The following is a 19,183-nucleotide window of genomic DNA, read 5'->3' as shown; positions in this document are numbered from 1 at the left end:
GTATGTTAAAAATTAATTTACAACTTTTTTCTAGTAAAAAAGGTTTAGGTAGTACTAAGAACGGTCGTGATAGTAGAGCTAAAAGATTAGGTACTAAAAGAGGGGATGGACAATTCGTTCTTGCAGGAAATATTTTAGTTAGACAACGTGGAACAAAAATACACCCAGGAGTAAATGTTGGTAAGGGTGGAGATGATACACTTTTTGCTAAAGTTTCTGGTGTTGTAAGATTTGAAAGAAAAGGTAGAGATAAAAAACAAGTTTCTATTTATCCAGTATAATAATGAGCTCCCTTAGAGGAGCTTATTTTTTTAAATAACAAAATATGTTAAAATATATATTAAGAAGATGGAGGTGAATTTATGGAAAGACCTTTAGTTTGTGTAGTTGGACGACCAAATGTTGGCAAGTCAACACTTTTTAATAAACTTATAAATAAAAGAATAGCTATTACTGAAGATACTCCGGGTGTTACAAGAGATAGATTATATCAAGATGCAGAATGGCAAAATAAACATTTTATACTTTGTGATACAGGAGGTTTAGAGCCTAATAGTGATGATATAATTTTACAAAAGATTAAAGCTCAAGCTGATGTTGCAATGGAAAATGCAGATGTAATTTTATTTGTAGTTGATGGAAGAAATGGTTTAATGGATGAAGATAGAGAAATTTCAAACTATCTAAGGAGAACTAAGAAACCTATTATACTAGCCGTAAATAAAATAGACACTCATAAAACGCCTATGGAAGTTTATGAATTTTATGAGCTTGGTTATGAAAAATTAAATATTATTTCTGCAACTCAAGGTTTTGGACTTGGGGATTTACTTGATGAAATAATTAAAGAGTTTCCTGAAAACAAATATACGGGCGAAGAGGATGAAGTAACAAAAATTGCATTGATTGGTAAACCTAATGTAGGTAAGAGCTCTTTAATGAATAGAATTCTTGGAGAAGAAAGAATGATTGTTTCTGATATTGCCGGAACTACTAGAGATTCTATTGATTCAAGAGTTGAAATAGATGGAAAAACTTATATTTTCACTGATACTGCAGGGCTTAGAAGAAAAAAGAATATAACTGAAAATTTGGAAAGATATAGTGTTGTAAGAACTTTAAATGCAGTTGAAAGATCAGATATTGCAATTCTTTTAATTGATGCAACAGAAGGAGTTACCGAACAGGATACAAAAGTTATAGGATTTGCTAAAGAGCAAAATAAGGCTTTAATTATTGCGGTTAATAAATGGGATTTGATTGTTAAAGATAATAAGACATATAAGGCTTTTGAAGATGATATAAGAACTAAATTAAGTTTCGTTCCTTATGCTCAACTTGTTTTTATTTCAGTTAAAACAGGACAAAGAATTGATAAATTGTTTGAGGCAATCAAAATTGCAGATGAAAATTATAGTACTAGAATTTCAACAGGAATTTTAAATGATATTATAAATGATGCAGTTGTTCATAATTCACCACCTACTGATAAAGGACAAAGACTTAAAATTTTCTATGCAAGTCAAGTTTCAGTAAGACCACCGAAATTTGTAATATTTGTTAATAAAGTGGAGTTGATGCATTTTTCTTATTTGAGATATTTAGAAAATCAAATAAGAAAGAATTTTTCTTTTACTTCTTCTCCTATAGTTTTTGAACTTAGAGCAAGAGGAGAAGAAAATGTTTAAATTTATCATTTGCATAGCTATTGCATATCTTTTAGGTAATATTTCAGGTGGTATGATTTTTGGAAAACTATTGTTTAATAAAGATATAAGAGATTATGGAAGTAAAAATGCAGGGACTACAAATGCATTGAGAGTTTTTGGACTAAAGGCAGGAGTTTTAACATTTATTATTGATGTTTTAAAATCAATTTTAGCTTGTTTTATTGGAATGAAGCTCTTGGGATTATATGGCGTGTTATTAGCCGGTATATTTGTAGTTTTAGGACATAATTGGCCCGTATTTTTAAATTTTAAAGGTGGAAAGGGGATTGCATCATCTTTCGGCTTTATAATGTTTTTGGACTATAAAATTGCAATTGTAGCGATTTTAATATTTGTAACGATAGTTATACTTAGTAAATACATTTCATTGGCATCAATGCTTACAACAACTTTAGTTTTACCAATATCATATATATTTTTTGTATATAGAAATTTTTATGTTTTATCAACATTTTTTCTTTTAGCAAGTTTAAGCATATATAGACATAAGAGTAATATTGTAAGACTCATAAATGGCAATGAAAATAAAATTAAAATAAAAAAATAATTTAAAAAAAGCAGAAAGTCGAAAGATTTTCTGCTTTTAAATTGTAAAAACATTCTATAAGCATTGATTTTACTATTATTGTGCAAAATAAATTTTTTTAATTAAAGTGTTGACAACTATTACGTTTTATGATATACTTTAGTTACGATATATCATAAAACGTAATATAAAGGAGGAAATAATGGGAAGACAAACAAATAGTGGAGCTTTGACAGAATCTGTTTTTTATATTTTACTTCGTCTTCATAATCCTGCACATGGATACGCTTTAATGAAAGACATTGCAGAGATGACAAACAATCGTGTTAATCTAGGAGCAGGAACTCTATATGGTGCATTAGATACATTACAAAAAAAGGGTTGGATTAGACAGTTGGATAATAATCCACAAGATAGAAAAATAGAATATATTATTACAGATACAGGAAAAAAATATTTCGAGTTGGAATTAATTCGTTTAGAAGAATTATTAAAAAATTCAAAAACAGTAAAGGAGAAAATCAATGAAAACAACAGTTAAAAAGACTTTTTTGGATATTTGTAAAGAAGAAGAATGGTTAAATGAACAAGGTGAAAGTGGACTTATGTTAATAGGATATAGCAATGGAAATTATGAGTTTGAAGATGTTTCACCCGCTAAGTATCAATATAAAATTGATATTCCAAATTATCGTGGAAATAAGAAAAAAGAGTATCTTAATTTTTTAGAACAAAGTGGAATTACTATCGTTGCAGAATATGCTGGAAGGGTATATATGAGAAAAAATAAAGCTAATGGACCATTGGAATTATATACAGATAGTAACGAGATTAATAAGCAAGTTAGAAAAAAATTTTCAATGTTTATTTCTATTGGAGTTTCACAATTTGCTTTTGGAATTATGTTGCTAATTTCAATGTTAAAATATATTAAAGAAAAAATGCACCATTTTGGATAACTGCGATTTTTGGATCATGTTTTGTAATTTGTGGAATAGTGTTTTTTATTATGGGAATTCTTAAGCAAAGAAAAAACACTATTAAAAAGGAAAAAGTTGATATTTTCGAAGAATAATAGCTCTTGGTTGTAGAGAATAATAAAAAATTGTATTGACTTATTGAGAGCAAAATAGTAAAATATTTGTGTATGTAAAATATGCTTTTTTAAAAATTAGGAGGAAATTAATGAAAATTTTAGTTATTAACTGTGGAAGTTCATCTTTAAAATATCAATTATTTGATATGACTGATGAAAGTGTATTATGTAAAGGATTAGTTGAAAGAATTGGTATTGAAGGTTCAAAATTAACTCACAAGGTTGGAAATGAAAAGTTAGTTGTTGAAGAAGCGATGAAAGACCATACAGCAGCTATCAAACATGTTTTTGATGCTCTAGTTCACGAAAAATATGGAGTTGTTAAGAGCTTGGACGAAGTTAATGCAATTGGACATAGAGTACTTCATGGTGGAGATAAATTAACAGCATCAACTATTATTGATGAAAATGTAAAAGCAAAAGTTAGAGAATTTATTAAATTTGGGCCATTACATAACCCGGCAAATTTAATGGGTATTGAAGCTTGTGAAAGCTTAGTTCCTGGAAAACAAAATGTTGCAGTATTCGATACAGCATTCCATCAAACTATGCCTGCAAGAACATTTATGTATGCGATTCCTTATGAATACTATGAAGATTATAGACTTAGAAAATTCGGTTTCCATGGAACAAGCCATAGATATGTAACTTTAAGAACTGCTGAATTGTTAAATACAGATAAGAAAAACTTAAATATTATTACAGTTCATTTAGGAAATGGATCATCAATCGCTGCAATTAAAAACGGAGAATGTTATGATACAACAATGGGATTAACTCCGTTAGAAGGACTTGTAATGGGAACAAGAAGTGGAGATTTGGATCCTACAGTTATGACATTCTTAATGAATGAAAAAGGATATTCAGCTGATGAAATGAATCAAATTTTAAATAAAAAATCCGGAGTTCTTGGAGTTTCAGGATTAAGCTCAGACTTTAGAGATTTAGAAGAAGCTGCTGAAAAAGGAAATGAAAGAGCACAACTTGCTTTAGATATGTTTATTACAAGAGTAAGAAGATATGTTGGTGGATTTATGGCTGAATTAGGTCATATTGATGCGATTTCTTTCGCTGGTGGAATTGGAGAAAATTCAGCTTCAATGCGTAAATTAATATTAGAAAATATGGAAGAATATGGAATCATTATTGATGATGCTAAAAATGATACAAGAGAAGAAGCTGTTATTTCAGCTGATAACTCAAGAGTAAAAGTTTTAGTTGTTCCTACAAATGAAGAATTAATGATTGCAAGAGATACTATGAATTTAGTAAAATAATGTTGACAAATTAAATTTTTTGTAGTATAATACTTCTGTTATCCGTTTAAGACGGAGGTATATGTTATAAGAATTCAGAGGAGGTGTTATAATGGCAGTACCTAAGAGAAAAACTTCAAAAGCAAAAAGAGATAAAAGAAGAGCATCTTCATATAGACTACCTAAAGTGGCTCTAGTTAGAGATCCTGAAACTAATGAATTGGTTGTACCTCACAGAGTTAATCCTGACACAGGAATGTATAAAGGAAGAAAAGTATTAGATGTTGAATAAAAAGTAGTTTAAAGGGATTTAGTTTTCTAAATCCCTTTAATTATATGATAATATAAATTAGAGGGGACTATTTTGAAAAAAACAAAAAGTAGAAAATTTGTTGTTTTAATATCTATTTTTGTATTAATTTTTGCTTTATTAATCTTTTTTTATTTAAAAAATAAAAATAAAAAATTGGAAACAGAAAAAAATATGCCTTATAATTTTGAAAATATAACTTCATCGGAGATTACCGATTTTTCAGATTTTTTAACTAATTATGCAAAAACTTTAGAAAAAACACCTATTTATGATAATTCTGATCTTCTAAAAGAAAATGGAAATGTCGAAAAGGGAAAATATCTGGAAGTTTATGGATATAAAGATGGTATTAGCAAAATTAAATTTAATGAAAAATTTTATTATATAGAAAGTAAAAAATAGAAAATGTATCTAAGGATAAAAAATTCAAAGTTATTAAAGGTATTCTTTTAGTAAATACTGAATATGAATTACCAAGTGATTTTAATCCACAAATGGATAAATTTGTTGAGAAGCAATTTGAATTAATGAAGGTTGATGCAAATAGAGAAAAATAACTTTAGATTTATATAAAGGTTTTATAAGTTATGAAGAACAAAAAGAGCTTCATAAAAAAGCTCCTAAGTCTGATAGAGAAGTTGTTTATGCAATGTACACTATTGCTGGACATAATGAATCACAGATAGGACAAAGTTTGGATATAATTGGAAAAGATGAGGAAAAAAATCTAACTGAAGAATTCAAGGAAACAGAAGAATTTAAGTGGCTTATGAAAAATGCTCATAAGTATGGTTTTATTCTTCGTTATCCTGAAAATCAGGAAGATAAAACCAATTATAGATTTGAACCTTGGCATTTTCGCTATGTTGGAGTAGATAATGCAAATAAAATATTAAAAAATAAGCTTACATTAGAAGAATTTTTAAGATTGAATAACTAATATGGAGATATTTCTAAAATGTATTTAATTTTTATGTGAGAAAAAGGCAATGTTACGAAAACATTGCCTTTTTTTATGCTATTTATATATCAATTTTGAAATTATTTTTTTAGATTAATACCTAAAAAATATCATAAAATAAAGTAATCCTACAACAATTACAAAATATACAATTCTACTATATATTACAAATTTTTTAAGTGATATATTATTTTCTTTTTCTATACTAGGTATTACAAATTTTTTATAAAGGATTTGTATATAAAAAATCATAAGCCAAGATAATACAAAAAGAAACCATTCTCTTGATGTCATAACAGAACCTCCTAATTTTCATATATTTTTTATAAGAGTTCATCGAGCTATAAATAAAATGTACACCATATAAACTACAATCAAAACAACAACTGTTAACCCGATTCTTAAATACCATTTATATCCTTCATAAGCCCCATTATTTTTTAAAGTCGGTACAACATATTTCTTATGAACATATACACTTTGGATTATTAGAATAGTAAATAATATTCTAAGATATAATTCTTTTGATGTCATAACAGAACCTCCTAGTTTTTGCACAATATATTTCTAAAGTAAGAATATCTTATATATTTATCACTGTCATGTTTTTCTATGAAAAAGTTCGTTATAGACAATAATATCTTGCGCATATAAATTCTCAATTAAATATAAAAATGTTTCTTTCATAAATCAATAATTTAATTGACTTTTTAACTTTGATATTTTATAATCTATATAACGTTATATTTTTTGGAGAAGATAGATATGATAGATAAAAAATAAGGATAAAATTTTTATTCTTAGTTAGTTTTTTATTTTTAGCTTTTATTTTTTCATTTAGTATTGGAAGATATCCAATTAAGTTTTTTGATGTAATAAAAGTAATAACAAATAGAATTTTTTATGGAATAATTGACAATTCACCTGCAAGTACGGTGATTTGGAATATAAGAGTACCGCGTGTACTATGTGCTATGTTGGTAGGAGCGGGAGTTTCTACAAGTGGAGCATTGTATCAAGGACTTTTAAAAAATCCTATGGTAAGTCCGGATATTTTAGGGACAACACAGGCTGCAGCATTTGGAAGTGCTTTTGGAATACTTATGTATTTTAATTTTTTGAAATAACAGTTTTGTCTTTTAGTTTAGGTGTAATTTCAGTTTTTGTAACTTATAATTTAAGTAAAATTTTTAGAAGTGATAGAATTTTAGGACTTATTTTAACCGGAATGATGATAGGAAGTTTGTTTTCTTCCTTAATATCTTTTGTAAAACTCGTTGCAGATACGGAAAATCAGCTTCCAAGTATAACATATTGGCTTATGGGATCTTTCGCTTCTGTAAAAATGATTGATTTTAAATTTATATTTTTTCCAATAGTAATTGGTCTTATAGTTTCCAATTTATATAAAATAGAGATAAATATTTTTACAATGGGAGAAGAAGAGGCTAAAACTCTTGGACTTAATACTGACAAAATAAGATTTATTATAATATTTTTTGCAACATTAATGACTGCTTCAAGTGTTGCAGTTACCGGTATAATAGGCTGGATTGGACTTGTAATACCACATTTTTCAAGACTTATTTTTGGAGATGATTATAGATTTGTAATTCCTGCATCCGGACTTTTAGGAGCGAGTTTTTTACTTGTTGTGGATATTTTATGCAGAAATATTACTACATCAGAAATTCCAATCGGAATAATTACTTCTTTTATTGGAGCGCCTATATTCTTGTATTTGATTTATAAAAAAGGTAGAGATTATGATAGAGGTTAAGAATTTAAATGTTTTTTATGGGAAAAATGAAATATTAAAAGATATTTGTTTTTCTCTAAACAAAGGAGAAATAATTTGTGTTTTGGGAGAGAACGGTGCCGGCAAATCAACTCTTTTAAAAGCACTTTTAAAACTAATTCCTATAAAAAACGGCAAAGTATTGATTGATGATAATGATTTAAAAATATTGGACAGCAAAAAACTTTCAAGATTTATTTCCTATATTCCGCAAATTCATTTTCCTGCATTTGACTATAAAGTTATTGATGTTATATTAATGGGGAATTATTCTAAAAAAGACGGATTTTTTTATAAAACAACTAATGAAGATTATGAAAAATCTGTTGAAATTTTAAAAACTTTAGGGATTTCTTATTTAAAAGATAAAAACTACAGGCAAATCAGCGGAGGAGAAAGACAGCTTGTTTTAATTGCAAGAGCATTGTTGCAAGCCAATAACTATATTTTTATGGATGAGCCGGTTGCTAATTTAGATTATGGAAATCAGCTAAAGATAATGGAAATTTGTAATTCATTGAAGAAAAAAATATAGGATTTTTAATTACAACTCATAATCCTAATCACGCTTTGACTTATGCAGATAAGGTACTTATAGTTAGAAAAAATAAGGAAAGTTTTTTTGGAGATGTATCTATTTTGGATAAGGAACTTTTAGAGAAATTATATAATGTTCCTATAAATTTAATTGAAACTGAAAACGGAAAATTTTGTATTCCTGATTATAAGGAGGTTAGACGCGATTATGTTTTGGAATGAAGATAGAATAAAATGGTATTTAGTTGCTTCAGAATATACTAAATACCACGATAATATGACTTTAGAAATCAAAAAAATCATTCCAAAAGGAGAAAGCCTTATTGACTTCGGTTGTGGATTAGGTATTTTACCTATGAAATTATCTGATTATTTCAGTGATATAATTGGGGTAGATTATGATGAGCAAGTTTTAGATCTTTTGGAGGATAATATTGCAAAAAACAAAATTAAAAATTTCAAGACAATTTGTTCTAATTGTTATAGTGGGGAGCTTCTTGAAAAAATTGGGGAAAAAGATAATATTTTATTAAGTCATTTTGGAGATATTGAAGATTATTTTTACAATTTTTTAACTTATTTACTAAAAGGATGATAATAATACGAAATGATGTTGAAAAAAGTATTGTTCATAATCCGAATAAAAATACTATTCAAGATATTTGTAAGTTTTTAGATGATAGAAAAATTCCCTATAAAATTTACAGACAAACTTTTGAATTTGGTCAACCGTTAAAAGATGATGAAGAAGTTATTAAGTACTTAAATAAATGGTATGGCGAAAAAGGAATTAATTTGATATCTAATGTAAAAGATATAGATTACAATTACAATGGGGAAATTTTTACAAAATATTATTGTAAACCTAAAAACACAGCCATTGTAGTGGTGGAGAAGGAGGAAATATGAAAAAATTTAAGAGAATTTTAGCTCTTTGTTTAACTTTCGGACTTCTTTTTACAGCTTGTTCGAAACCTGCTGAAAAGAAAAATGAACAAACAGAGACAAAGAACGAAACTAGAGTTTTTAAAGATGACTTGGGAAGAGAAGTTACTTTAAAACAAAACATTACAAGAGTTGCTCCATCAGGAAATCCTGCACAAGTTATGTTGCATATTTTTGAACCGAATAAATTAGTTGGTGTAGCATCAAAATTTTCAAAGAGTACAGAAAAGTATATATCTGATGAGTTGAAAAATTTGCCTGAATTTGGAGCGTTCTATGGAAAGAAAGCAAATCTTAATATGGAGGCTGTTATTAATGCTAAACCTGATGTAATAATTGATATGGGTGAAAAGAAAAAGGAATTGAAGAAGACTTAAACAAGCTACAAGAACAATTAAAAATCCCTGTAGTTTTCATTGAGTTAACTCTTGACAAATTACCTGAAGCATTTGACAGACTTTCCGAAGTTTTAGGGAATAAAGAAAGAGGAAAAGAACTTTCTGATTATATCAAGAAGACATATAAGGAAATTGAAGAAAATAAGGCAAAGATAAAAGATGTTAAAAAAGTTTACTACGGTGGAGGAAAAACAGGACTATTTGCAAATGCAAAAGGATCTATCCACGCTGATATTATCGAATTTATCGGAGCTCAAAATGCAATTACTGTAGAAAAAGTCCAAGGCGGTTCAGGAAATGAAATTCCTTTTGAAAAATTATCAGAAGCAAATCCGGATTTCTTTATTTTTGAATCAAAAGAATTAGCTGAACAAATTAAAGGAGAAGAAACTTTTAAAACTCTAAAAGCTTTAAAGGAAAATAAAGTTTTCTATGCTCCTAGTGGACCATATAACTTCTTCGGAAGGCCACCAGCAGTTAATAGAGTAATTGGAATGAAATGGCTTGGTAATTTAGTATATCCGGATATTTATAAATATGATATGGAAAAAGAAGTAAAAGAATTTTATAAATTATTTTATAACTATGAGTTAAAAGACGAAGAAGTAAAAAGTATTTTAGGAAAATAATATTTATTATTTCACAAAAAAGACTGTGTTTTTAATTGCACAGTCTTTTTAGTCTTAATTAACTTTTAAACATTAAATCTAAAATATACTACATCTCCATCTTGCATAATATATTCTTTTCCTTCAAGTCTTACAAGACCTTTTTCTCTAGCGGTAACCATACTTCCAAGAGAAATTAAATCATCATAATTTACAATTTCAGCTCTGATAAATCCTCTTTGAATATCTGAATGTATTTTTCCTGCGGCATTTACTGCAGTTGTGCCGATTTTAATTGTCCAAGCTCTTGTTTCTTCAGGACCTGCTGTTAAAAAGCTCATAAGTCCTAAAAGATTGTAGCTTTCTTTAATTAATTTTGAAACTCCGCTTTCAGATATACCTAAATCATTTAAAAATTCAATTTGTTCATCTTCTTCAAGTTCGGAAATTTCTTTTTCTATTTGAGCACTAATAACTACAATACCTGAATTTTCGTTCTTTGCAAAATCATCTAATACTTTTACATATTCATTACTTTTTCCTTCATCCAGCATATCGTCTTCATTTACATTTGCAACATAAATTATAGGCTTTACACTAAGAAGAGAAAAGTTTTTCAAAATTGCTTTTTCGTTATCATCAAAATTTAAAGATCTTATTGATTTACCTTCTTCTAAAACAGGTAATATTTTTTCTAAAAGGTCAACTTCTTCTTGGAAACTCTTATTACCCTTTAAGGACTTTCTGGCTTTTTCTAATCTTTTTTCAACTAGTTCAAGGTCTGATAATATAAGTTCCAAGTTGATAGTTTCAACATCTCTTAGAGGATTAACTTCTCCGTCTACATGGACAATATTTTCGTCTTCAAAACATCTTATAACTTCAACTATCGCATCAACTTCTCTGATATGTGATAAGAATTTATTTCCAAGACCTTCACCTTTACTTGCTCCTTTTACAAGTCCTGCAATATCATAAAATTCTATAACTGCAGGTATTGTTCTTTTTGAATTGTAAAGTTCAGTCAATTTATTTAATCTTTCATCAGGTACATTTACAAGACCTACATTAGGATCTATAGTACAGAAAGGATAATTTGCAGATTCAGCTCCCGCTTTTGTAATTGCATTAAATAATGTACTTTTACCAACATTTGGTAGTCCAACTATTCCTAATTTCATTTATAATCTCCTTTTAACAATCTTTTTAATCTAAAATACACAAGACATATTATATCATAATTCTTCTTAGATAATCAAATATAATACAGTTCTATTGCATAATTGTTTATATTTTTCGGGAATAAAATATAATTTAACTTGAATTAATTACTTTGACTATATAAATTGAATGTACATTAAATTCGTGTTATAATATTAGGAAGATAAGTGAAAAGACAATAGGAGGGATTATGCTAGAAGTTAGTGCCGGTGGAGTTGTAATTCATAATGGTGAATTTCTGTTGTTAAAGAAATTTAGCAATGAATGGGTTTTACCGAAAGGAAGACTTGAAAATAATGAAACTAAAGAGATTGCCGCTATTAGAGAAGTTCAAGAAGAATCCGGAATAAAAGCCAGAATTATAAAGTATTTAGGATTTGTAAAATATGATTATCAACATAATGACGGTGAAAAGGTGAAAAAACAGTTCATTATTTTTATATGGAGCCTGAAGATTTGAATTTAATTCCACAGAGAGAGGAAGGCTTTGTAGAAGCAATATTTTTACCGTATGATAAGGCTATGAAATTAGTAAAGCATGATGCTGAAAGAAATATGTTAAAGAGTGCAAATTATTTTTATGAAAAGAGAAAGAGAAGATAATGGCTTTTTCAACTGATTTAAAAAATGAACTTTCAAGAAGAGAAATAGTAGAAAGGGAGTCTGCTATTTCTGAGCTTTCTGCTTTCATAAGAACTAATGGAACAATAGTTTTCAGTAATTTTGCTTTTATAATTCGTTTTGAAACTACAAATAATTCAATTATAAGAAGAATTTTAAACTTTTAAATTTTTATATTCTTATGATGGGAAAATCATAGTTTCCAAGATTTCAAATTTAAGAAAGAATAATGTATATAAAATTGTAATAGAAGATGAAGAAATTTCGAGAAGATTTTTAGGAGATACTTTTTTCTCTGATTTGGATAGTCTTTTTCCAAAAGATGATTTATATGAAGATTCAACAAAAAGTAAAAATTTTATTAAAAACTTTTTATGTGGAATTTTTTTGGGAGCGGGTTCAATAGCCAATCCGGACAAAAGTTACCATTTGGAATTCACTTTGAATTCTGAAGAATTGGCTAAACTTGTTATAAAATATTTGAGGGTATTTGGAATAAAGGCAAAAAGTCTTGAAAAAAAGGTCAATATATCGTATATATAAAAGACAGCGAGATGATTTCAGATTTTCTTTCACTTGTTGAAACTGTAAATAGTTTGTTTAAGTTTGAAGAAACGAAGATGATAAAGGAAATAAAGAATAATACCAATAGACTTACAAATTGTGAAACTGCAAATCTGGATAAAACTTTAAATACCGCTTTTGCTCAAATTGATGCAATAAACAAACTTTATAAGAGATATGGTAAAAAAATATAGATAAAAATTTACTTGAACTTTGCGAATTGAGATTAAAAAATCCAACCTATTCATTAAAGGAATTGGCAGAGATTTTAAAAATCAGCAAATCGGGAGTAAATCATAGATTCAAAAAAATAATTGATATGGCGAATAAAGTATAATTTATTCGCTTTTTTAATTATGGAATAAAAAATACTTGACATCCTATATATATATAATGGTTACGTTATTATATTTATTTAGGAGGATTATTAAAATGAAAAATACTTTGAAGAATTTTTCAAAAAAAGCTGTTTCTATGCCAATGGTTTTACTATTGATTATAATAGTTGGAGGATGAACTTATTTTTGGTTCAGAACAGATAATGGGAAAGCTAAAATAACTAATGAAACTATAGGAGTACAGGTTAAAGAATTGAAAGAATTAGCTACTATTCAGTATAAGTACAAAGAATTAGCTAGTAGAGAAGATTGGAATACATTATTTAATATTAAGTTACCATTTACAAAATCCAGTTTTATAGTAACTTATACAGGTGTTTTGAAAATTGGAATAGATTTGTCTGAAACTAAGGTTGAGGTTGATAATGCTAATAAAACTATAAAAGTTACTTTGCCTGAATCCAAAATATTATCAAATGAGTTGGATATGAAATCCATAAAAGTTTATGATGAAAAAAATTCTATTTTTAATCCAGTTAAAGTTGGTGACTATGCAGAGTTTACTCAAAATGGTAAGGAAAATGCAGAAGCTAATGCAAGAGAAAGCGGAGTTTTTGAACAGTCAAATGAGGTTGCAAAGAAAGTTATTACAGATCTCCTAAATACTACAAAGGAAATAAAAGAAAATTATAAAATAGTATTTGAATAAAATTTTAAATAAATTTAAAATGACTTTACATTTTGTAAAGTCATTTTTTCATTAAATAAATTGAACTGTTGTTTTACTATTTTCCTCTTTGAAGTCGTCAAAATGAAAAAAGATTTATATTTTCTAAATTTGTATATTTGAAATAATATTTAAAGTTTTGCATTTGATACGGAATAGTAAAGGGTTATATTTTGTGAATCTTCTGGAAGATTTTCCAAGTCTGTTTTATTAATTGTAAATTTTTTTAAAGAACTAAATAGAATATTTTCGTTACTTTTCGAAAAATTTTTATCTTTTAAATTTTCCAACTCTATGTATGCTCTTATAAATCTTTTTGTAGGAGTGAAAATATTTCCCTTTAATTCTCTTTTTTCTAAATATTTTTTTAAATTTCTGATATGCTTTGTAAAACTTGGACTGTTTGTCATTATATTGTATTCATTTTCGTAAACTTTTAAATTTCCATTTTCAATTTCTACAATTAAGCTCTTATTATTTTTGTCTGTAAACATATAATGATAATGTCTTGAGTAGTTATTTTCATCAATAAGAGATTTTTCTACAATATATAATTTTGGAGCCAGATTTTTTATATCTTCAAGGGTTTCACAATTTGTTAAAAATACATTTAAAAGTTTTGTAGATGTTAAATTTAATTTTGAATTCATAGGCTCGCTTTTGAAATTTATTGCATTTCTAAAGGAGTTGGTACAGCCTAAAAGACCTTTTTCGTTTATTCCGTCAATTAAATGGTCATAATCTCTAAAAGTTGCACCCATAATTTTGTATTTAGTATATAATTTGTTTCCAAAAACATCTTCTTCATAGTTAAAATTTTTAGGAAAGAACTTAAATTCATATCTGTGATAGGCTCTTAAATCCATAGTTCTTCCAAGTAGTGTTTCTCCATTTCTAAAAATAGAAAAAGTTGTGCACATAAAATCACCTCTTAAAGTATTATAACAAAAAAACTTTAGAAATCCAAATAAATTTGCCTTTTTTCTAATTTAGATTAAAATATAAGTAAGTATGTTTTGAGGTGATATGTTGAAAGAAATTAAACTTTTTTGGAAGATTTTGAAAAATAATAGATTGACTTATTTTCTTTCTATGATTTCAACAATTTTTATACAAATTTTTTCCGGAATGACACCTATTGTAATTATGATTACTGTAGATTCAATAATTGGAAATAAGGAGTACAAATACGATATTTTAAGAAAGGCCGTTAATCTTATAGGCGGTAGAGATTTTCTTAGAGGAAATATATACATATTAGCTTTTGTAATAGTTATTTTAACAGGAATCAGTTGTATTTTTATATTTTTGAGGAATTATTATTCTAATGTTGCCTGTGAAAATTTAATTTTTAATTTAAAAGAAAAAATGTATAATAAATTTTTAAATATAGATATAAGATGTTTGAAAGAGTATTCTACAGGAGATTTAATTCAAAGGAGTTCTTCAGATATTGAAACTGTAAGAAAACTTTTTGCAGCTCAACTTGTCAATGCTTTTGGATCTATTGCGACAATTATTCTGGTAATTATCGTTATGTCTTTGATTAATTTTAAACTTGCAATGATAAGTATAAGTCTTTGTCTTGTCATTTCTGTTTTATCTTATGTTTTTTATAAAAAAATCGGTGAAATTTTCAAAAAAACAGATGAAGCAGAAAGTAAACTGATGGTTTTTATAAAAGAAGTTTTATTTAATATAAGGGTTATAAAAGCATTTAATAGAGAAGATTATATTTTAAATCGCTTTAGAGAAAAAAACGAAGAATTTAATATAACTCAAAATAATTTTATGAAAACTTTTGCTAGATTTAGAGCAGTGAATGACTTTTTAACTTTCCTACAACTTGCAGTAATTTTGGTAGTTGGAGGATATGAAACTATTACAGGTAAGATGAATTTCGGAGATTTAATTGCCTTTGTTATCTATATAAATATGATTATTTGGCCAATTAGACAGATGGGACAATTGCTTAGCGATATGGCTAAAGCGAGTGTTTCTATTTCTAGAATTTATGAAGTCTTGGATTTGCCTGAAGAGGATTATGATTATGGCATAAGAGATGTATCTTTTTCTGAAAAGATTGAATTTAAAAATGTTAGCTTAAAAGTTAATGATAATATTATTTTGGATAATATAAGTTTCGTTGTAAATGCAGGAGAAAGTCTTGGAGTTATCGGCTCTACCGGAAGTGGTAAAAGTATGATAGTTTATCTTTTACTTGGATTTTTTGAAGCTACGAGTGGAGAAATTTTAATCGACGGAATAAATATAAAAGAGATAAATAAAAGATATATTAGAGAAAAAATCTCTGCAATTATGCAGGATAGTGAACTTTTTAATATGTCAATTTTGGATAATATAAAAATTGTAAATAATGATATTGATGAAAATTCTATTTATAATGCTACTAAAATTTCATCTATACATAATGAGATTTTGAATTTTTCATCTAAATATGAAACTATAGTAATTGACAACGGTGTAAATCTTTCAGGTGGACAAAAGCAGAGAATTTCCATTGCCAGAAGTTTGTTAAAGCCTTTTGAAGTATTGATTTTAGATGACAGTTTAAGTGCTGTCGATATGAATACGGATTTAAAGATAAATAATGCACTTAAGTCAATGGATAAAAAATTTACTTCTATTTTTATCTCTCACAGGATTTCAACTATTACTAATTGTGATAATATAATTGTTATGGATGCAGGAAAGATAGTTGAAAGTGGTACACATATTGAGCTAATAAAGAAAAATGGAATATATAGTAAAATAAATGAAATTCAAAGTAAGGAATATGATGTAAATAATGAATAAAAAGAAAACTGTAAATATAAATGTTTTTAGAGATTTAATAAAATTTTATAAAATTGAATATAAAAAACTTTATATGCTGATGTTTGTAGTTATAATTTCGGGAGTTTTACAAGCAGTAGTTCCTTTATCAATAAAATTGCTAACTGATGATTTTATAACAAAGCAAAATTTAAAGGGATTTATTGTTGCAGGAATTAGCTTTTTTTGCCTTGTAATTTTATCGACTTTTTCAATTTATAGTTTCTATGTTTTTGGAGGAAAACTTGAATATCAAGTTTCAAAGGAGATTAGAAAATCAGTTTTTGAAAAGATTGAAAAATTTTCTATAACAAATATAAAGAAATATGAAACCGGAGAGTTAATTTCCAGATTGACTTCCGACGTTCAAAAACTAAGTGAAGTTTTTAGTTGGGGAGTTATAGATGCAAGTTATAGTATAATTGTATTGTTAATTTCAATTTTTGTTATGCTTTACTTAAGTTATACTTTGACTTTGATGTTATTTTTAATGTTGCCTGTAATATATTTAGTAACTTTACTTTTTCAAAAAAATATTTTGAAATTTCAAAGAAAAGTAAGGGATTATAACTCTAAAATGATAAGAAGTTACACAGAGTCTTTAAGTTATATAAAGACTATAAAAGCTCTCGGAATTGAAGATAAAAAGAAAATAGAATTTATGCATTATAACGAAAAATATAGAAAAATAATTTAAAATCCATTTTGATATCTGCTATTTATGTTCCTGCAGTAATGTTTATAGCAAGTATTGGCGTAGGTTTTGCTTTTAATTTTTCATCAATTTCAGTTATGAAAAATGTTATGACTTACGGAGCTTTTTTGAGCTTTTTAACTTATAGTTTTCAAATATTTGAACCTTTTAAAATGCTTGCACAAATTTTTACAGATTTAAAATCTGCACAGGCATCAGCTGAAAGAGTTTTTCAAATTTTATATGAAGAAGATGAAATTCTTGAGAAAAAAGAAATTGATTTTAATTTTAATGGAAATATAAAGTTTGAAAATGTAAGTTTTCACTATTTTGATGATGATAAATTAATTTTAAAAGATTTTAATTTTGAAATTAAAAAAGGAGAAAGTGTTGCCTTTATTGGCAGTACGGGAAGTGGAAAATCAACAATAGTCAATTTGATTTGTAAATTTTATAATCCAACTTCCGGAGATATTTATCTCGATGGTATAAATTATAAAAATATTGATAAGACTTGTCTTTATAATAATTTGGGATATGTTTTACAACAACCTCAACTTTTCTCAATTTCTATAAAGGAAAATATAAAATTTGGAAATGCAAATGCAACAGATGAGGAAATCTTTGAGGTTTGTAATTTATTGGGTATAGATGAGTTTATTTCCAAGTTACCGGATGGGATTGATACTGTAATTGGCGAAACGGGCTATAATATTTCAAATGGACAAAAACAATTAATTTCTTTTGCAAGAGCATTGATAAAAAATCCAAAATTATTAATTTTAGATGAGGCAACTTCTTCAATAGATACTGAAACTGAAAAAATTATTCAAAATAAAATGAAAGATATTTTAGAGGGAAAGACATCTATAATAGTTGCACATAGATTATCAACGATAAAGCATTGTGATAAAATAGTTTTAATAGAAAAAGGAAATATTTTAGAACAGGGAACACATTTAGAATTATTAGATAAAAAGGAATTTACTATAAAATGTATATTTCTGAAGAATTGAAAATATAGGAGGTTATTATGAGCGATAGTTGTAGTTCAGGAGGATGCTCCGGTTGTGCTAGTGCATCAAGTTGTGGAGTGTCAGAAGAGTTTGAAAGTTTGTTGGTTGATCAAAATCAATTTAGCGATATAAGAAAAGTAATTGGTGTTATTAGTGGTAAAGGTGGAGTTGGAAAATCTTTAATAACTTCCATGCTTGCTACCGGAATGATGAAAAGAGGTAAGGAAGTTGCAATTTTAGATGCTGATGTTACAGGACCTTCAATACCTAAATCTTTTGGAATTGATAGTAAAGCTAAAATTGATGAAAGAGGAATTATTCCTTGTAGAACTGAAAATGGAATAAAAATAATGAGTATAAATTTATTGCTTGAAAAAGAAACAGATCCTGTCATTTGGAGAGGACCTGTTATAGGTGGAGTAATAAAACAATTTTGGACAGATGTAGTTTGGGAAAATGTAGATTATATGTTTGTTGATATGCCACCTGGAACGGGGGATGTTCCACTAACAGTTTTCCAATCATTACCTGTAGATGGAATTATAATTGTGACATCTCCTCAGGATTTGGTTTCTATGATTGTAGAAAAAGCGGTTAAAATGGCAAGAATGATGAATATTCCAATTATTGGAATAGTTGAAAATATGAGTTATTTTAAATGCCCTTGCTGTAATGAAGAAGTAAATATATTTGGTGAAAGTGATTTACCTTATATTTCAAGAAAATTCGGACTTACTAATGTTGCAAAGATTCCTCTTGATAAAAAAATACCTGAAATGGTTGATGAAGGTGAAGCCGAAAAAATAGACACTGATTGCTTAACAGATATACTAGATGTAATAGAAAAATTATAGAGAGAACGCGTTCAGAACGAACGTGTTTTTTTATGTGGTAAAAATAAGATTTTTTATAGACTTAAAGGGCTTACTATTTCTAAAATTGAAATTAAGTACTTTTTGGTGTATAATTATTGTAAAATATGGATTAAATAAGAGGTTT

30 protein-coding genes and 2 pseudogenes are annotated in these 19,183 nt (G+C 27.2%); 28 read left to right on the top strand and 4 right to left on the bottom strand.

All coding sequences use genetic code 11. From position 1 onward, the window contains the following. Nucleotides 1-2 precede the first annotated feature (2 nt). The 9 genes from rpmA to HMPREF9127_RS09495 all read left to right on the top strand — a co-directional run bounded on the left by rpmA (nucleotide 3) and on the right by HMPREF9127_RS09495 (nucleotide 5,861). Nucleotides 3-281, top strand: coding sequence for a 50S ribosomal protein L27 (rpmA, locus tag HMPREF9127_RS06265; RefSeq protein WP_004832215.1), 279 nt, complete (start codon nucleotides 3-5; stop codon nucleotides 279-281). 81 nt (nucleotides 282-362) lie between these two features. Continuing rightward, entirely contained in the window at nucleotides 363-1,688 is a 1,326-nt protein-coding gene (gene der, locus HMPREF9127_RS06260) for a ribosome biogenesis GTPase Der (RefSeq protein WP_009448591.1), read from the top strand. Beyond that, entirely contained in the window at nucleotides 1,681-2,277 is a 597-nt protein-coding gene (gene plsY / locus HMPREF9127_RS06255) for a glycerol-3-phosphate 1-O-acyltransferase PlsY (protein ID WP_009448610.1), read from the top strand. Before der ends, plsY begins: the two co-directional genes overlap by 8 nt. A gap of 181 nt (nucleotides 2,278-2,458) precedes the next feature. Next, complete coding sequence (locus tag HMPREF9127_RS06250; protein WP_009448501.1) at nucleotides 2,459-2,797, top strand: PadR family transcriptional regulator; 339 nt, start codon at nucleotides 2,459-2,461, stop codon at nucleotides 2,795-2,797. After that, entirely contained in the window at nucleotides 2,781-3,215 is a 435-nt protein-coding gene (locus tag HMPREF9127_RS06245) for a DUF2812 domain-containing protein (protein ID WP_009449135.1), read from the top strand. The genes HMPREF9127_RS06250 and HMPREF9127_RS06245 overlap by 17 nt, the downstream gene beginning before the upstream one ends. 226 nt (nucleotides 3,216-3,441) lie before the next feature. Continuing rightward, the gene (locus tag HMPREF9127_RS06240; protein WP_009449040.1) at nucleotides 3,442-4,629 is read left to right on the top strand and encodes an acetate kinase; all 1,188 of its coding nucleotides are present in this window, start codon (nucleotides 3,442-3,444) and stop codon (nucleotides 4,627-4,629) included. Between the two features lie 91 nt (nucleotides 4,630-4,720). Beyond that, nucleotides 4,721-4,900 carry a 50S ribosomal protein L32 gene (gene rpmF, locus HMPREF9127_RS06235; RefSeq protein ID WP_009448574.1) on the top strand — a complete coding sequence of 60 codons (180 nt, stop codon included), beginning with the start codon at nucleotides 4,721-4,723 and terminating at the stop codon, nucleotides 4,898-4,900. Between the two features lie 72 nt (nucleotides 4,901-4,972). Then, nucleotides 4,973-5,323, top strand: a complete 351-nt coding sequence (locus HMPREF9127_RS09500) for a hypothetical protein (protein ID WP_009448548.1) — start codon at nucleotides 4,973-4,975, stop codon at nucleotides 5,321-5,323. A gap of 151 nt (nucleotides 5,324-5,474) precedes the next feature. Beyond that, a complete protein-coding gene (locus HMPREF9127_RS09495; protein WP_482198265.1) occupies nucleotides 5,475-5,861 on the top strand; it encodes a M15 family metallopeptidase in 387 nt (128 codons plus the stop codon). 114 nt (nucleotides 5,862-5,975) lie between these two features. Here HMPREF9127_RS09495 and HMPREF9127_RS06220 read toward each other — a convergent pair whose 3' ends face one another. After that, nucleotides 5,976-6,176 (bottom strand): hypothetical protein, encoded by a 201-nt coding sequence (locus HMPREF9127_RS06220; protein WP_039849489.1) that lies wholly within the window; start codon nucleotides 6,174-6,176, stop codon nucleotides 5,976-5,978. A gap of 39 nt (nucleotides 6,177-6,215) precedes the next feature. After that, nucleotides 6,216-6,416, bottom strand: coding sequence for a hypothetical protein (locus HMPREF9127_RS06215; protein WP_039849488.1), 201 nt, complete (start codon nucleotides 6,414-6,416; stop codon nucleotides 6,216-6,218). A 245-nt stretch (nucleotides 6,417-6,661) separates the two neighbouring features. On the opposite strand from HMPREF9127_RS06215, the gene HMPREF9127_RS09490 reads away from it, so the two are divergent. The 9 genes and pseudogenes from HMPREF9127_RS09490 to HMPREF9127_RS09455 all read left to right on the top strand — a co-directional run bounded on the left by HMPREF9127_RS09490 (nucleotide 6,662) and on the right by HMPREF9127_RS09455 (nucleotide 10,189). Beyond that, a complete protein-coding gene (locus tag HMPREF9127_RS09490) occupies nucleotides 6,662-7,009 on the top strand; it encodes an iron chelate uptake ABC transporter family permease subunit (RefSeq protein ID WP_482198264.1) in 348 nt (115 codons plus the stop codon). A gap of 5 nt (nucleotides 7,010-7,014) precedes the next feature. After that, nucleotides 7,015-7,662: a FecCD family ABC transporter permease gene (locus tag HMPREF9127_RS09485; protein WP_009448997.1), complete on the top strand. Its 648-nt coding sequence runs from the start codon at nucleotides 7,015-7,017 to the stop codon at nucleotides 7,660-7,662. Then, a complete protein-coding gene (locus tag HMPREF9127_RS06205; protein ID WP_009449050.1) occupies nucleotides 7,649-8,215 on the top strand; it encodes an ABC transporter ATP-binding protein in 567 nt (188 codons plus the stop codon). The genes HMPREF9127_RS09485 and HMPREF9127_RS06205 overlap by 14 nt, the downstream gene beginning before the upstream one ends. Before the next feature lie 35 nt (nucleotides 8,216-8,250). After that, on the top strand, nucleotides 8,251-8,439 hold the full coding sequence (locus tag HMPREF9127_RS09480; protein WP_009449105.1) for a hypothetical protein: 189 nt from the start codon (nucleotides 8,251-8,253) through the stop codon (nucleotides 8,437-8,439). Continuing rightward, nucleotides 8,426-8,812 carry a 50S ribosomal protein L11 methyltransferase gene (locus HMPREF9127_RS09475; RefSeq protein ID WP_009448491.1) on the top strand — a complete coding sequence of 129 codons (387 nt, stop codon included), beginning with the start codon at nucleotides 8,426-8,428 and terminating at the stop codon, nucleotides 8,810-8,812. The genes HMPREF9127_RS09480 and HMPREF9127_RS09475 overlap by 14 nt, the downstream gene beginning before the upstream one ends. After that, nucleotides 8,809-9,126: a hypothetical protein gene (locus HMPREF9127_RS09470; RefSeq protein WP_009448497.1), complete on the top strand. Its 318-nt coding sequence runs from the start codon at nucleotides 8,809-8,811 to the stop codon at nucleotides 9,124-9,126. The genes HMPREF9127_RS09475 and HMPREF9127_RS09470 overlap by 4 nt, the downstream gene beginning before the upstream one ends. Beyond that, nucleotides 9,123-9,539, top strand: coding sequence for a TroA family protein (locus tag HMPREF9127_RS09465; protein ID WP_009448595.1), 417 nt, complete (start codon nucleotides 9,123-9,125; stop codon nucleotides 9,537-9,539). Before HMPREF9127_RS09470 ends, HMPREF9127_RS09465 begins: the two co-directional genes overlap by 4 nt. Then, nucleotides 9,524-9,943 (top strand): annotated as a pseudogene (locus HMPREF9127_RS09460) (ABC transporter substrate-binding protein); the annotation flags it as partial. The gene HMPREF9127_RS09465 and the pseudogene HMPREF9127_RS09460, both read left to right, overlap by 16 nt. Nucleotides 9,944-10,054: 111 nt before the next feature. After that, nucleotides 10,055-10,189: a hypothetical protein gene (locus tag HMPREF9127_RS09455; RefSeq protein ID WP_009449062.1), complete on the top strand. Its 135-nt coding sequence runs from the start codon at nucleotides 10,055-10,057 to the stop codon at nucleotides 10,187-10,189. A gap of 65 nt (nucleotides 10,190-10,254) precedes the next feature. Here the strand turns inward: HMPREF9127_RS09455 and ychF are convergent, their stop codons facing one another. Continuing rightward, nucleotides 10,255-11,349 carry a redox-regulated ATPase YchF gene (ychF, locus tag HMPREF9127_RS06190; RefSeq protein WP_009448825.1) on the bottom strand — a complete coding sequence of 365 codons (1,095 nt, stop codon included), beginning with the start codon at nucleotides 11,347-11,349 and terminating at the stop codon, nucleotides 10,255-10,257. Nucleotides 11,350-11,579: 230 nt separating this feature from the next. Here ychF and HMPREF9127_RS06185 point away from each other — a divergent pair, with 230 nt between their 5' ends. The 6 genes and pseudogenes from HMPREF9127_RS06185 to HMPREF9127_RS06170 all read left to right on the top strand — a co-directional run bounded on the left by HMPREF9127_RS06185 (nucleotide 11,580) and on the right by HMPREF9127_RS06170 (nucleotide 13,621). Beyond that, nucleotides 11,580-11,849, top strand: a complete 270-nt coding sequence (locus HMPREF9127_RS06185) for an NUDIX domain-containing protein (RefSeq protein ID WP_009448909.1) — start codon at nucleotides 11,580-11,582, stop codon at nucleotides 11,847-11,849. Beyond that, nucleotides 11,831-11,992 (top strand): NUDIX hydrolase, encoded by a 162-nt coding sequence (locus tag HMPREF9127_RS09450; RefSeq protein WP_255261727.1) that lies wholly within the window; start codon nucleotides 11,831-11,833, stop codon nucleotides 11,990-11,992. Before HMPREF9127_RS06185 ends, HMPREF9127_RS09450 begins: the two co-directional genes overlap by 19 nt. After that, nucleotides 11,992-12,177, top strand: a complete 186-nt coding sequence (locus tag HMPREF9127_RS06180; RefSeq protein ID WP_009448891.1) for a sporulation regulator WhiA N-terminal domain protein — start codon at nucleotides 11,992-11,994, stop codon at nucleotides 12,175-12,177. The genes HMPREF9127_RS09450 and HMPREF9127_RS06180 overlap by 1 nt, the downstream gene beginning before the upstream one ends. Nucleotides 12,178-12,202: 25 nt before the next feature. After that, nucleotides 12,203-12,768: pseudogene (gene whiA / locus HMPREF9127_RS09845) on the top strand (DNA-binding protein WhiA). Nucleotides 12,769-12,794: 26 nt separating this feature from the next. After that, entirely contained in the window at nucleotides 12,795-12,911 is a 117-nt protein-coding gene (locus HMPREF9127_RS09840) for a helix-turn-helix domain-containing protein (protein WP_009448502.1), read from the top strand. Nucleotides 12,912-13,165: 254 nt separating this feature from the next. Further along, the gene (locus HMPREF9127_RS06170) at nucleotides 13,166-13,621 is read left to right on the top strand and encodes a DUF4230 domain-containing protein (RefSeq protein WP_009448691.1); all 456 of its coding nucleotides are present in this window, start codon (nucleotides 13,166-13,168) and stop codon (nucleotides 13,619-13,621) included. Nucleotides 13,622-13,770: 149 nt separating this feature from the next. On the opposite strand, the gene HMPREF9127_RS06165 is transcribed toward HMPREF9127_RS06170, so the two are convergent. Beyond that, nucleotides 13,771-14,559, bottom strand: a complete 789-nt coding sequence (locus tag HMPREF9127_RS06165; RefSeq protein WP_009448793.1) for a linear amide C-N hydrolase — start codon at nucleotides 14,557-14,559, stop codon at nucleotides 13,771-13,773. Nucleotides 14,560-14,665: 106 nt separating this feature from the next. On the opposite strand from HMPREF9127_RS06165, the gene HMPREF9127_RS06160 reads away from it, so the two are divergent. From HMPREF9127_RS06160 to HMPREF9127_RS06150, 4 genes are read left to right on the top strand one after another with little or no spacing between them, the layout of a single operon-like run. Beyond that, nucleotides 14,666-16,456, top strand: a complete 1,791-nt coding sequence (locus HMPREF9127_RS06160) for an ABC transporter ATP-binding protein (RefSeq protein WP_039849486.1) — start codon at nucleotides 14,666-14,668, stop codon at nucleotides 16,454-16,456. Beyond that, a complete protein-coding gene (locus HMPREF9127_RS09445; protein ID WP_009448802.1) occupies nucleotides 16,449-17,171 on the top strand; it encodes an ABC transporter transmembrane domain-containing protein in 723 nt (240 codons plus the stop codon). Before HMPREF9127_RS06160 ends, HMPREF9127_RS09445 begins: the two co-directional genes overlap by 8 nt. 38 nt (nucleotides 17,172-17,209) lie before the next feature. Further along, nucleotides 17,210-18,184 (top strand): ABC transporter ATP-binding protein, encoded by a 975-nt coding sequence (locus HMPREF9127_RS09440; protein ID WP_255261726.1) that lies wholly within the window; start codon nucleotides 17,210-17,212, stop codon nucleotides 18,182-18,184. A 17-nt stretch (nucleotides 18,185-18,201) separates the two neighbouring features. Next, nucleotides 18,202-19,038, top strand: coding sequence for an Mrp/NBP35 family ATP-binding protein (locus HMPREF9127_RS06150; protein ID WP_009448619.1), 837 nt, complete (start codon nucleotides 18,202-18,204; stop codon nucleotides 19,036-19,038). The last annotated feature ends 145 nt before the right edge of the window (nucleotides 19,039-19,183 follow it).

It is taken from the genome of Parvimonas sp. oral taxon 393 str. F0440, assembly GCA_000223315.2.
GTDB lineage: Bacteria > Bacillota > Clostridia > Tissierellales > Peptoniphilaceae > Parvimonas.
The sequence above is the reverse complement of the archived record's forward strand: the minus strand, read 5'-3'. Positions and strand labels throughout refer to the sequence as shown.